Source organism: Micromonospora sp. Utrum1 (assembly GCF_057197805.1).
Window position 1 is genome coordinate 2689922 of record NZ_CM170071.1, and the last position, 12860, is coordinate 2702781.

Genomic DNA, 12860 nt, shown 5'->3' on the forward strand with positions numbered 1-12860 from the left:
CGTGACGAAACCGGCTCCCCTCGCCGGCGCCGGCCGCGTGGCCGGAGCGGCCGCCCTCATCGCCGTCCTCACCGTGGTCAGCCGGCTCGCCGGCTTCGGCCGCACCGCCGTCTTCACCTGGACGCTCGCCCCCACCGACCTCGGTGGCGCCTACCTGGTGGCGAACTACGTCCCGAACTTCATCTTCGAGATCGTCGCCGGCGGGGCGCTGGCCAGTCTCGTCGTACCGCTGCTGGCCGGCGCGGTCGAGGCGGGGGAGCGGCGGGCGGTGGCCGCCACCACCGGGGCGCTGCTGACCTGGACGCTCAGCCTGCTGGTGCCGCTCGCGGTGCTGGTGGCGCTGCTCGCCGACCCGCTGATGGGGCTGCTCGGCCACGGCCTGGACGGCGCCCAGCAGGAGTCCGGGGCGCGCATGCTGCGGGTCTTCGCCCCCCAGCTGCCGCTCTACGGCGTCGGCATCGTGCTCACCGGAGTGCTCCAGGCGCACCGGCGGTTCGCCTGGCCGGTGATCGCCCCGCTGCTGTCCAGCGTGACCGTCATCGTGGTCTACCTCGGCTTCACCGCCGTCGAGGGACGGCTGGCCGGCGTCGGCGAGGTCGGCCCCGGCGGTGAGCTGCTGCTCTCCGCCGGCACCACGCTCGGCGTGGTGGTGCTGTCGCTGTCCCTGCTGATCCCGCTGCGCCGGCTCGGGCTGCGGCCGCGGCCCGGCTTCCGGTTCCCCGCCGACGCCCGGGCCCGGGTCGGTGGGCTGGCCGCCGCCGGGGTGGTCACCGTGGCCGCCCAGCAGATCGCCCTGGTCGTCGCGCTCAACCAGGTCACCTACGGCCGGACCGCCGACGTCGGCGTCTACAACCTCGCCCAGACGATCTATTTCCTGCCCTGGGCGGTGCTGGCCGTGCCGCTGGCGGTGGCCGCGTACCCGACGTTGGTGGCGGCCCGGGCGGCCGGCGACGAGCCGGCGTATCGGGAGACGCTCGCCCCGGCGGTCCGGGGGGTGGTGCTGTTCAGCCTGCTCGGGGCCGCCGCGCTGGTCGGCACGGCCGTCCCGGTCGGGCACTTCTTCTTCGACCCGGCGGACGCCGGCACGGCCGCGGCGGGCATCGCCGGCTTCGCCCCCGGCCTGCTCGGCTACGGCCTGTTCGCGGTGCTCACCCGGGCCCTCTACGCCCGGGGCGAGACCCGGTCGGCCACCATCGCCACCGCGCTCGGCTGGCTCAGCGTGCCGGCGCTGGCCGTGCTGCTCGGGCACCTGCTGCCCCTCGCCGACCGGGTGCTCGCGGTGGCCCTGGCCACCTCGGCCGGCATGCTGCTCCTCGGCGGGCTGCTGATCGCCGCCGTGGTCCGCTCCGCCGGCCCGGCCGCACTGGCCGGCGTGGGGCGGGCCGGGGCCGCCGGCCTGCTCGCCGCCGCGGTCGCCGCGCTCGGCGGCGCGGCCACCGCCCGGGGACTCGCCGGGCTCTCCGACGGGACCCCGACGACAGCGGAGGCCCTCGCTCAGGGCATGCTGTCCGGGGTCGTGGTCGGCGCCCTGTTCCTCGCCGTCGCCTGGCTGACCGACGCCCGCGACCTCCGGCCGCTGCTCGCGGCCGTGACCCGCCGGCTCGGCCGGCGGCGCCCGGGCAACGGGGGCGGCGGCCCGCGGGCGCAGCAGCACCCCGGGGAGCGGGGCGACGGAAAGGAGACCGTTTCCTCATGACGGACGCCTCGTCGGCGCCGCGGTGGCCCGGTTCGGTGGCCCTGGTGCTCGCCTCCAGCACCGGCGGGGTGGGGCAGCACGTCCGCTCGATCGCCCGGGGCCTCACCGAGGCCGGCGCGTCCGTGCTCGTCTGCGGCCCGGCCGCCACCCAGGACCAGTTCGACTTCACCGGGGTGGGCGCCCGGTTCACGCCGGTGGAGATCCCGGCCAGCCCCACCCCGGCCGACGCGCGGGCCGTCGCCGCGCTGCGCCGGGCGCTGGCCGACCCGCCGGTCGACGTGGTGCACGCGCACGGGCTGCGCGCCGGCCTGGTCGCCGTGCTGGCCCGCCCGGCCGCTCCGCTCGTGGTCACCTGGCACAACGCCGTGCTGGCCGGCGGGCTGCGCGGCGGGCTGTCCCGGCTGGCCGAGCGGATCGTCGCCCGCAACGTCCGGGTCGCGCTGGGCGCCTCCGCCGACCTGGTCGAGCGGGCCGCGGCGCTCGGTGCCGCCGACGCCCGACTAGCCCCGGTCGCCGCGCCGGCGCTCCCCGCGCCGCGCCGCCGCCGCGCCGCCGTCCGCGCCGAGTTCGGGGTCGCGGCCGACCGCCCGCTGATCCTCTCCGTCGGCCGGCTGCACCCGCAGAAGCGGTACGACATCCTGGTCGACGCGGCCGCCCGGTGGCGGGCCCGGAAGCCCGCGCCGCTGGTGGTGATCGCCGGGAGCGGGCCCGCCTACCTGCCGCTGGCCGCGCGGATCTCCACGACCCGGGCGCCGGTGACCCTGCTCGGGCACCGCACCGACGTGGCCGACCTGCTCGCCGCCGCCGACCTTGCCGTGGTGACCAGCGACTGGGAGGCCCGCCAGCTCTTCGCCCAGGAGGCGCTGGGGGCCGGCGTGGCGCTGGTGGCGACCGCCGTGGGCGGCCTGCCGGACCTGGTCGGCGACGCCGCGGTGCTGGTCCCCGCCGGCGACGTGGACGCCGTCGACGCGGCGGTGCGCGACCTGCTGGACGACGAGCCGCGCCGGGCCGACCTGGCCCGCCGGGGCGCCGCCCGGGCTGCCACCTGGCCGACCGAGGCGGACACCACGGGCGCCCTGCTCGACCTCTACGCCGAGCTGACGCCCGAGCACTCGACGGGGAACCGGTGATGCTGCGCAGACTGACCCCGGTGCTGCTTACCCTGGTCGTGGTGGCGCTCGGCATCACCGCGCTGGCCGCCCGCCCGGACCAGGGCGCGCCGGAGCGCAGCGCCGACTTCGTGGTGGTGGCCGGGGCGGCCGGGCTGCGCTGGGAGGACGTCGACCCGCAGACCACCCCCACGCTGTGGCGGATGGCCGAGCAGGGCTCGATCGGCTCGCTCTCGGTCCGCTCCGCGCACCGGCCCACCTGCCCGGTCGACGGCTGGCTCACCCTGGGCGCCGGCAACTTCGCCGCCTGGAACGGCAGCCGGCCGGGCGGCGGATGCCCGGCCGGCGGGGTGACCGTCGAGCAGCCGGACGGGATCGGCGCGAACCTGCCGGACCAGGAGGGCGTGGTCGCGTACAACCAGGACCGGCTCTCCTGGGGGACCACCCCGGGCGCGCTGTCCGAGTCGGTGCGCTGCTCCGTGGCGGTCGGGCCGGGCGCCGCGGTGGCCGCCGCCCGCCCGTTCGGCCGGGTCGACCGGTACGCGCCGGTGCTCCCCGCCGACCCGGCGAAGCTGCTCGGCTCCTGTGTGCTGAGCATCGTCGACCTGGGCACCGTCGACGGCGAGGACCCGACCAGCCGGGCCGCCCAGGCCCGGCAGGTGGACGCTCAGCTCGCCCGGGTGCTCGCGGCCCGGCCGTCGCGCTCGCTGGTCCTGGTGGCGGGGGTCTCGGACACCGACACGCCGTCCCGGCTGCACGTCGCGGTGGCCGACGGCCCGGGGTGGAACAAGGGCTGGCTGACCTCGCCGAGCACCGCCCGTGAGGGCTACCTGCAACTGGTCGACCTGGCTCCCACGGCGCTGGCCGCCCTGGGCCGGCCGATGCCCGAGCGGCTCTTCCTCGGCCGGCCCGCCGTGTCGGTCGACGACCGCCCCGGCGACCTGCGCGCCGCGATCGACGCGCCGGCCGACGCGGACCGGGAGGCCGCCGCCCAGCGCCGGGTCGCCGGCTGGTTCTTCACCCTGCTCGCCGCCGCGCAGGTGGCCCTCGCCGTGGCGGTGCTGCCGCTGCTGCGCCGGGCCCGCCGGCACGCCGGCCCGCACGGACCCGAGCCGGTGTCCCGGCGGGTGGTGGCGGTGGTGGAGTTGCTGCTCATCGCGGCCGCGCTCGCCGTGCCGGCCGCCCTGCTCGCCGACGCCGTGCCGTGGTGGCGGGGCGAGCACGCCGGCTGGTGGTTCGCCGCGGTGACCGCCCTGCTGACCGTCGGCGGCACCGCCGCGGTCCGGTTCAGCCCCGGCCACGAGCGCACCCTCGGGCCGCTCGGCGCGGTGGCCGGCCTGGCCACCCTGGTGGTCGGGGTGGACGTGCTCACCGGCTCCCGGTTGCAGCTCAACGGCGTGGTCGGCTACTCCGCCCTGGAGGGCGGCCGGTACGCCGGGCTGGGCACCGTCGGGCTGGGCGTGTTCATCGCCGGCTCGCTGCTGTGCGGCGGGTGGCTGGCCCAGCGGGTCCGCCGGGCCTGGCGGCCGATGGTGATGGTGGCGGTCGGCGGGGCGGCCGTGGTGATCGTGGGCAGCCCCTACCTGGGGGCCGACTCGATCGGTGCGATCGCGCTCACCGCCGGGGTGAGCGTCGCCGCCGCGATCTGCTCCGGCGGCTGGCTGACCGTGAGCCGGCTGGCCTGGGCCACCATGGCCGGGCTGGCGGTCACCATCGGCTTCGCGGTGGTCGACGTGGGTCGGCCGGAGGCCGAGCGGGGCAGCCTGGGCCGGTTCCTCGCCGCGCTGGGCGACGGCACCGGCGGGCTCACCGTGCACCGGTCGAGCAGCGCCAACTTCCAGACCCTGGTGAACAGCCCGCTCACCGTGCTGGCCCTGGCCGGCGCGGCGCTGGTCTGGTTCGCCCTGCTCCAGCCCTGGGGCGGCCTGCTGCGGCTGTTCGGCATCTACCCGGCGATCCGGGCGGCGATGGCCGGCACCGGGGTGGCCGCCGGTCTCGGCGGTGTGCTGGGCGGCTCGGCGCTGGACGTGGCCGGGGCGGCGGGGGCCCTGGTGGTGCCGATGGCGGCCCTGGCGGCCCTGCGGGTGCTCGACCACTCCACCGACCGCACCCAGCCAGGCAGCGGCCGTCCGGGCGACGAGGGCGGGTCGGCCCCGCCCGGCGGCCCCACCGGCGACCGTCCCAGCGGCGGGCGCGCGGCGGAGGCCACCGGCACCGGCGGCGCCGCGCTGCCCGACCCCGACCCGGCCGCCGCCGGGGAGGGTGTGCCGGCGGAGCGCGACCGGGGTACGCCGGTGCCGGACGCCGCCGCCGACCGGGCGCCCCGGGTGCCGGTCCAGCCGGGCCCGGCATCGACCGAGGTGCCCACCGGCTGAGGCGAACCCGCCTTCACGTGCGTCGACGGCGGGTGCGACGGCGCCGCGGGGCCGGGGAGGTGTTACCGTGGAATCCCGTGGATCGCGTGATCACTTGGCTGATCGGCACGGCGGTTCGCACGACCGCTACGGACGACACGGGAGCAGGCCTTGGCCCCTTCAGCACGGACGACCAGGCATATTTTCGTCACCGGGGGCGTCGCCTCCTCGCTGGGTAAGGGCCTCACCGCCTCCAGCCTCGGCAACCTGCTCAGCGCGCGCGGGCTGCGCGTGGTGATGCAGAAGCTCGACCCGTACCTCAACGTCGACCCCGGGACGATGAACCCGTTCCAGCACGGTGAGGTCTTCGTCACCGAGGACGGCGCCGAGACCGACCTCGACGTCGGCCACTACGAGCGGTTCCTCGACCGCGATCTGTCCGGCAAGGCGAACGTCACCACCGGGCAGATCTACTCGGCGGTGATCGCCAAGGAGCGGCGCGGCGAATACCTGGGCGACACCGTCCAGGTCATCCCGCACATCACCAACGAGATCAAGGCGCGGATCCTCGGCATGGCCGACCCGGACGCCGACGGCCAGGTCCCCGACGTGGTGATCACCGAGGTGGGCGGCACGGTCGGCGACATCGAGTCGCTGCCGTTCCTGGAGGCGATCCGTCAGGTCCGGCACGACCTGGGCCGGGACAACTGCTTCTACCTGCACGTGTCGCTGGTGCCCTACCTGGCGCCGTCGGGCGAGCTGAAGACCAAGCCGACCCAGCACTCGGTGGCGCAGCTGCGCAGCATCGGCATCCAGCCGGACGCCCTGGTGCTGCGCTGCGACCGGGAGATCCCGGACAAGGTCAAGGAGAAGCTCTCGCTCTACTGCGACGTCGACCGGGAGGCGGTCACCGCCGCCCCGGACGCGCCGAGCATCTACGACATCCCGAAGGTGCTGCACCGTGAGGGCCTCGACGCGTACGTGGTGCGCCGGCTCGGCCTCTCCTTCCGCGACGTGGACTGGGCCAGCTGGGACGACCTGCTCGACCGGGTGCACCAGCCCCGCCACACGGTGACCGTGGCGCTGGTCGGCAAGTACGTCGACCTGCCCGACGCCTACCTGTCGGTGAGCGAGGCGATCCGGGCCGCCGGCTTCGGCCACCGGGCCCGGGTGCAGCTGCGCTGGGTGCCCAGCGACGACTGCGTCACCCCGGCCGGCGCGGCGGCGGCCCTGGCCGGCGTCGACGGCATCGTGATCCCCGGGGGCTTCGGCGTCCGCGGCATCGAGGGCAAGATCGGCACCGCCCGGTACGCCCGGGAGAACGGCATCCCGCTGCTCGGCCTCTGCCTCGGCCTGCAGTGCATGACCATCGAGGTGGCCCGCCACCTGGCCGGCCTCGACGGGGCGAACTCGCTGGAGTTCGACGAGCAGGCCGGCCACCCGGTCATCGCCACCATGGCCGACCAGGAGGACATCGTCGCCGGCAAGGGCGACCTGGGCGGCACCATGCGGCTCGGCGCGTACCCGGCGAAGCTGGCCGAGGGCTCGCTGGTCGCCGAGGCGTACGGCAGCACCGAGGTCAGCGAGCGGCACCGGCACCGGTACGAGGTGAACAACGCCTACCGCGACCAGCTCACCAAGGCCGGCCTGACCATCTCCGGCACCTCGCCGGACGGCCGGCTGGTCGAGTTCGTCGAGCTGGACCGGAACCTGCACCCGTTCTTCGTGGCCACCCAGGCGCACCCGGAGCTGAAGAGCCGGCCGACCCGGCCGCACCCGCTCTTCGCCGCGTTCGTGAAGGCCGCCGTGGCGTACTCCGAGGCCGACCAGCTCCCGGTCGACCTGGACGCCCCGGCGGAGGCGGCGGCGGCGAAGAAGGCGGGCCGCAACGGCGGCGCGGCGGCGAAGGCGGCGGCCGCGTCGTGAGCGAGCGGAGCGAGCGAACCATTCGGCTCAGCAGTGCGGCGCCTCGCGCCGCCGTCGAGCGAAGCGAGGCGGTGGCGTGAGTGCCGTGGAGCACCGGTACGAGGTGACCGGGCACCGGGAGATCTGGTCCGGCCGGATCTTCTCGGTGGTCAGCGACGACGTCACCATGCCCGGCGGGGGCGCCGCCACCCGCGACTACGTGCGGCACGTCGGCGCGGTGGCCGTGGTGGCCCTCGACGACGCCGGCCAGGTGGTGCTGATCCGGCAGTACCGGCACCCGGTGGGCCGGCACCTGTGGGAGCTGCCGGCCGGGCTGATGGACGTGCGCGGCGAGGACCTGGCCGCGGCGGCGGCCCGGGAGCTGGCCGAGGAGGCCGACCTCACCGCGGGCACCATCGACGTCCTGGTCGACCTGCACAGCTCGCCCGGGTTCAGCAACGAGGTGGTCCGGGTCTTCCTGGCCCGGGACCTGGGCGACGTGCCCGCCGAGCAGCGCCACGACCGGCGCGACGAGGAGGCCGACCTCCAGGTGGTCCGGGTCGACCTGGACGAGGCGGTGCGGATGGTCCTCGCCGGCGAGATCACCAACGCCTCCTGCGTGGCCGGGCTGCTCGCCGCGGCCCGGGCCCGGGAGACCGGCTTCGCCGAGCTACGCCGCCCCGAGGCGCCGCTGCCCCGCTGAGCCGGACCAGACGACGAAGGGGCCGCGCGGTGCGTACACCGCGCGGCCCCTTTCCGCTATGTGGGCGCTCAGTCGCGCAGCGGGCGGCCCTGTCCGTCGACGCCACCGTTGACGAGGATCAGGATGCCGTCGATGGTGCCCCACAGGGCGCCGAAGCCGCAGGTCACGACGCTCACCACGAGCTGGAGCACGCCGGTCTTGGTGTCACCCATGTAGAAGCGCCCGGCGCCGAAGAAGCCGAGCAGGATGCCGAGGATGCCCGCGACGACCTTGCTCTTGTCCGAGACGCCCTGCGGGTACTGCTGATAAGGAGGAGTGGTCATGAGCGGACACCCTAGTGATCCACTGGCGTCCTGTCCGCACCGCCGCCCCGACGGTGGGAGGATGTTTACCGAACATTGTCCTGACGGCTGAGGCGGTCTCCACCGCTCAGCCCGGTCGATCCCTGACACACCGTCAGCACGACCGGGCACCGGATGTCACAGTGTTGGCCTCCGTGGGGTTCCCACGCGCCTAGACTGCCGCCGGCGGGACCGGTGGACCGTGTCGGCAAAGGGGCCGTCGCGGCGCCGAGCAGTCGGGGGTGAGCTTCCCCGGAGGAAGGTGTCTGCATCGTGAAGGTCGGAATCCCACGCGAGGTCAAGAACCACGAGTACCGCGTGGCGATCACGCCCGCGGGCGTCAACGAGTTCACCCGCCACGGCCATGAGGTCTTCGTCGAGTCCGGCGCGGGCGTCGGCTCCAGCATCACCGACGACGAGTTCGCCGCCGCCGGTGCGAAGATCCTCGCCACCGCCGACGAGGTCTGGGACACCGCCGAGCTGGTGCTCAAGGTCAAGGAGCCGATCGCCGAGGAGTACCACCGGATGCGCGAGGGACAGGTGCTCTTCACCTACCTGCACCTGGCCGCCTCCAAGGAGTGCACCGACGCGCTGCTGGACCGGAAGGTCACCGGCATCGCGTACGAGACCGTCGAGCTGCCCGACCGCTCGCTGCCGCTGCTCGCCCCGATGTCCGAGGTGGCCGGCCGGCTCGCCCCGCAGGTGGGCGCGTTCTACATGATGCGCACCGGCGGCGGCCGGGGCGTGCTGCCCGGCGGCGTCTCCGGCGTGTACGCGGCCAAGACCGTGGTCATCGGCGCCGGCGTCTCCGGCCTGAACGCGGCCGCCATCGCGCTGGGCCTGCAGTCCGAGGTGCTGCTGCTGGACAAGAACGTCGCCCGGCTGCGCCAGGCCGACGCCATCTACCGCGGTCACCTGCAGACCGTCGCCTCCAACGCCTACGAGATCGAGCGGGCCGTGGTCGACGCCGACCTGGTCATCGGCGCGGTGCTGGTGCCCGGTGCGAAGGCCCCGAAGCTCATCTCCAACGAGCTGGTCTCCCGGATGAAGCCGGGCAGCGTGCTCGTCGACATCGCCATCGACCAGGGCGGCTGCTTCGAGGACTCGCGTCCGACCACGCACGCCGACCCGGTCTACAAGGTGCACGACTCGATCTTCTACTGCGTGGCGAACATGCCCGGCGCGGTGCCGAACACCAGCACCTACGCGCTGACCAACGTCACCCTGCCGTACGCCCTCGAGCTGGCCAACCAGGGCTGGCGCGGGGCGCTGCGCAACGACCCGGCGCTCGCCCTCGGCCTGAACACCCACGCCGGCCAGGTCGTCTACGGCCCGGTCGCCGAGGCGCACGGCATGGCGGCGCTGCCGCTGGCCGAGGTGCTTGCCTGAGGGACGACGGCCTGAGGGAGGACAGTCTGACCGCCACTGCGGCCAGGGCCGGTGCGGGCGTCGAGCCCGCGCCGGCCCTGAGCCGTGCCGTCCGGGGCTACCTGGACCACCTCACCGTCGAGCGGGGACTGTCCGCGAACACCCTCGCCTCCTACCGCCGGGACCTGGACCGCTACCTGTCCAGCCTGGCCGCCGCCGGGGTGACCGACCTGGCCGCGGTGGGTGCGGCCGAGGTCGAGGCGCACCTGGCCCGGCTGCGCGCCGGCGACGCCGACCACCCGCCGCTCGCGGTCTCCTCGGCCGCCCGCGCGGCCAGCGCCGTGCGTGGCCTGCACCGCTTCGCGTTGCGCGAGGGGATGGCCGGCGCCGACCCCAGCCGTGACGTCCGCCCGCCCGCCCCGCCGCGCCGGCTGCCCCGGGCGCTGCCGGTCGACGCCGTGGTCCGGCTGCTGGAGACTGCCGGCCCGGTCACCGCCACCGGCGACGAGGCGCCCCGCGCGCTGCGCGACCGGGCGCTGCTGGAGTTCCTGTACGGCACCGGGGCGCGCATCTCCGAGGCGGTCGGCGCCGTTGTGGACGACCTCGACCTCGACGCCGGGACCGTGCTGCTGCACGGCAAGGGCGGGAAGACCCGGCTCGTGCCGGTCGGCGGGTACGCGGCCGAGTCGCTGCGCGCCTGGCTGGTCCGGGGACGCCCGGCGCTGCTGGCCGCCGGCCGGGGCACCCCGGCGGTCTTCGTCAACGCCCGCGGCGGCCCGCTGACCCGGCAGGGCGCCTGGACCGTGCTGCGCGCCGCCGCCGAACGGGCCGGCCTGCCGGTCGACGGGCCCGACGCGGTCTCGCCGCACACCCTGCGCCACTCGTACGCCACCCACCTGCTCGACGGCGGCGCCGACGTGCGGGTCGTGCAGGAACTGCTCGGCCACGCCTCGGTGACCACCACCCAGGTGTACACGTTGGTCACCGTGGAACGGCTGCGGGAGGTCTACGCGACCGCCCACCCGCGCGCCCGCGGGTGAGCGCGAGGAGTGAGCCGGGGTTGCGAGCCCCGCAGTCGCGAACGAAACAGCTCCCGGCTGACCACCGGCTCCGACACGCCGACCCGCTACCGAACGCGCTGCTGGCCCGTGGCGTACAGTCGGCTTCGGCGCGGGCCTCCAGGGGTGACGGACCGGGGGTGCGCAGCGGCGCCGCGAGGGACGTCGGACGGCTCCGACGCCGGGTGGTCGTCGGGAGGGGGCAACGAGGACATGGCAGGAAACGGTGACCGTGCCGAGACCTGGACGTCGGAGCTCCGTGAGCAGCAGGCGACGCTCGGCGCCGACCTCGGCCCCGCCGACCCGGCCGCCTACACCATGCGCAAGCCGATCCCCGAGCCGATGCCGACCGACCGGCACGGCCCGGCGCGGATCATCGCGATGGCCAACCAGAAGGGTGGCGTCGGCAAGACCACGACCACCATCAACCTGGGCGCCGCGCTCGCCGAGTACGGCCGCAAGGTGCTGCTGGTCGACTTCGACCCGCAGGGCGCCCTCTCCGTCGGCCTCGGCGTCAACCCGCACAACCTCGACCTGTCGGTCTACAACCTGCTCATGCAGGACGACGTCACCGCCGAGGACGTCCTGATCAAGACCGACGTGGCCGGGCTGCACCTGCTGCCGGCCAACATCGACCTCTCCGCCGCCGAGATCCAGCTGGTCAACGAGGTCGCCCGGGAGATGGCCCTGGCGCGGGTGCTCCGCACGGTCCGCAAGGAGTACGACTTCATCCTGATCGACTGCCAGCCCTCGCTGGGCCTGCTGGCGATCAACGCGCTGACCGTGGCGCACGGCGTGCTCATTCCGCTGGAGTGCGAGTTCTTCAGCCTGCGCGGTGTCGCGCTGCTGCTGGACACCATCGACAAGGTGCGCGAGCGGCTCAACTTCGACCTGGAGCTCGAGGGCATCCTCGCCACCATGTACGACAGCCGCACCACCCACTGCCGCCAGGTGCTCCAGCGGGTGGTGGAGGCGTTCGGCGACAAGGTCTACCAGACGGTGATCACCAAGACCGTGAAGTTCCCCGAGTCGACGGTGGCCGGTGCCCCGATCACCACCCTCGACCCCGCCTCCTCGGGCGCGCGCAACTACCGCCAGCTCGCCCGCGAGGTGATCGCCGCCCAGTCGGAGCGGTAGGCCGTCCGCCGGGTGTCCAGGTCGTGGACTACGGTTTGCCGGTGACCGCACCGCCCCTCGACCCGCCGACCGGCGCCGCCGACCCGGTGGCCGCCGCCGGGCTGGCCGCCGAGATCGACGGCGTGCTGCCGGCCGACCCGGCCACCGTCGAGGAGACCAGCGGCTTCACCGTCCGGCTGGACAACTTCACCGGCCCGTTCGACCTGCTGCTCCAGCTGATCAGCAAGCACAAGCTGGACGTCACCGAGGTCGCCCTGCACAAGGTCACCGACGAGTTCATCGCCTACCTCCGGGCCATGGGCGACCAGTGGGACCTGGACGAGACCAGCGAGTTCCTGCTCGTCGCCGCCACGCTGCTGGACCTGAAGGCGGCCCGCCTGCTGCCCGCCGCCGAGGTGGAGGACGAGGAGGACCTGGCCCTGCTGGAGGCCCGCGACCTGCTCTTCGCCCGGCTGCTGCAGTACAAGGCGTACAAGGAGGCGGCGGCGCACATCGCCGAGCTGGAGTCGGTCGGCGGGCGGCGCTACCCGCGGGCGGTCACCCTGGAACCCCGCTACGCCGAGGCGCTGCCCGACCTGGTGCTCGGCATCGGCCCGGAGCGGCTGCTCAAGCTGGCGCTCAAGGCGATGACCCCGAAGCCGGTGCCCGAGGTGTCCATCGCGCACGTGCACATGGTCCGGGTCAGCGTCCGGGAGCACGCCGAGATCATCTCCGAGCGGCTGCGCCGCGCCGGCACCGCCAGCTTCTCGTTGCTGTGCGCCGACTGCGAGATCACCCTGGAGGTGGTGGCCCGCTTCCTGGCGCTGCTGGAGCTCTACCGGCAGGGGCTGGTCGCCTTCGTCCAGGAGCAGGCGCTGGAGGAGTTGACCGTGCGTTGGACCGGCTCCGCCGACGGCGGCACCGAGCTGACCATCGACGAGTACGCCGGCTCCCCGGAGCCGGCCACCCCACCCGCGGACGACCTTTCCGCGGCGGCAGCGGACGCCTTGTCCACCCCGCCGGCTGACGCCGCGCAGACATCTTCCGCCCCGCAGGCGGATGACGCCGCGCCGACGCCTCTCGCCGTGGCGGCGGACGATGCCGCGCCGACATCTTCCGCCGTGGCGGACGACGCCGCGCCGACGCAGGAGTGACCCGATGAGCGACGAGGAACGCCGCGACTCGCTGGCCGACCAGGCCGCCGCCTGGA

The 12860-nt window shown here is 75.1% G+C and carries 10 protein-coding genes; 9 read left to right on the plus strand and 1 reads right to left on the minus strand.

The genetic code is table 11. The features are described from left to right. Window position 1 precedes the first annotated feature (1 nt). The 5 genes from murJ to AC0OLQ_RS12895 all read left to right on the plus strand — a co-directional run bounded on the left by murJ (window position 2) and on the right by AC0OLQ_RS12895 (window position 7767). On the plus strand, window positions 2–1696 hold the full coding sequence (gene murJ / locus AC0OLQ_RS12875) for a murein biosynthesis integral membrane protein MurJ (protein ID WP_484531496.1): 1695 nt from the start codon (window positions 2–4) through the stop codon (window positions 1694–1696). Then, window positions 1693–2826 (plus strand): glycosyltransferase family 4 protein, encoded by a 1134-nt coding sequence (locus AC0OLQ_RS12880; RefSeq protein WP_484531497.1) that lies wholly within the window; start codon window positions 1693–1695, stop codon window positions 2824–2826. The genes murJ and AC0OLQ_RS12880 overlap by 4 nt, the downstream gene beginning before the upstream one ends. Continuing rightward, a complete protein-coding gene (locus AC0OLQ_RS12885) occupies window positions 2826–5180 on the plus strand; it encodes a hypothetical protein (RefSeq protein WP_484531498.1) in 2355 nt (784 codons plus the stop codon). Before AC0OLQ_RS12880 ends, AC0OLQ_RS12885 begins: the two co-directional genes overlap by 1 nt. A gap of 150 nt (window positions 5181–5330) precedes the next feature. Then, window positions 5331–7085 carry a CTP synthase gene (gene pyrG / locus AC0OLQ_RS12890; protein ID WP_357340781.1) on the plus strand — a complete coding sequence of 585 codons (1755 nt, stop codon included), beginning with the start codon at window positions 5331–5333 and terminating at the stop codon, window positions 7083–7085. A 76-nt stretch (window positions 7086–7161) separates the two neighbouring features. Further along, window positions 7162–7767, plus strand: a complete 606-nt coding sequence (locus AC0OLQ_RS12895) for an NUDIX domain-containing protein (protein ID WP_484531499.1) — start codon at window positions 7162–7164, stop codon at window positions 7765–7767. Window positions 7768–7835: 68 nt separating this feature from the next. Here AC0OLQ_RS12895 and AC0OLQ_RS12900 read toward each other — a convergent pair whose 3' ends face one another. After that, complete coding sequence (locus AC0OLQ_RS12900) at window positions 7836–8153, minus strand: TM2 domain-containing protein (RefSeq protein WP_357341173.1); 318 nt, start codon at window positions 8151–8153, stop codon at window positions 7836–7838. Window positions 8154–8381: 228 nt separating this feature from the next. Here AC0OLQ_RS12900 and ald point away from each other — a divergent pair, with 228 nt between their 5' ends. The 4 genes from ald to AC0OLQ_RS12920 all read left to right on the plus strand — a co-directional run bounded on the left by ald (window position 8382) and on the right by AC0OLQ_RS12920 (window position 12804). Beyond that, complete coding sequence (ald, locus tag AC0OLQ_RS12905; protein WP_357340785.1) at window positions 8382–9497, plus strand: alanine dehydrogenase; 1116 nt, start codon at window positions 8382–8384, stop codon at window positions 9495–9497. Between the two features lie 26 nt (window positions 9498–9523). Continuing rightward, the gene (locus tag AC0OLQ_RS12910) at window positions 9524–10516 is read left to right on the plus strand and encodes a site-specific tyrosine recombinase XerD (protein ID WP_484532338.1); all 993 of its coding nucleotides are present in this window, start codon (window positions 9524–9526) and stop codon (window positions 10514–10516) included. 231 nt (window positions 10517–10747) lie between these two features. Then, the gene (locus AC0OLQ_RS12915; protein WP_107078593.1) at window positions 10748–11671 is read left to right on the plus strand and encodes a ParA family protein; all 924 of its coding nucleotides are present in this window, start codon (window positions 10748–10750) and stop codon (window positions 11669–11671) included. Window positions 11672–11772: 101 nt separating this feature from the next. Then, entirely contained in the window at window positions 11773–12804 is a 1032-nt protein-coding gene (locus tag AC0OLQ_RS12920; protein WP_484532339.1) for a segregation and condensation protein A, read from the plus strand. Window positions 12805–12860: the final 56 nt, after the last annotated feature.

Coding starts and splice junctions, on each gene's coding strand:
- AC0OLQ_RS12880 (WP_484531497.1), top strand. CDS start 1,693: ATGACGGACGCCTCGTCGGCGCCGCGGTGGCCCGGTTCGGTGGCCCTG.
- AC0OLQ_RS12915 (WP_107078593.1), top strand. CDS start 10,748: ATGGCAGGAAACGGTGACCGTGCCGAGACCTGGACGTCGGAGCTCCGT.
- AC0OLQ_RS12885 (WP_484531498.1), top strand. CDS start 2,826: ATGCTGCGCAGACTGACCCCGGTGCTGCTTACCCTGGTCGTGGTGGCG.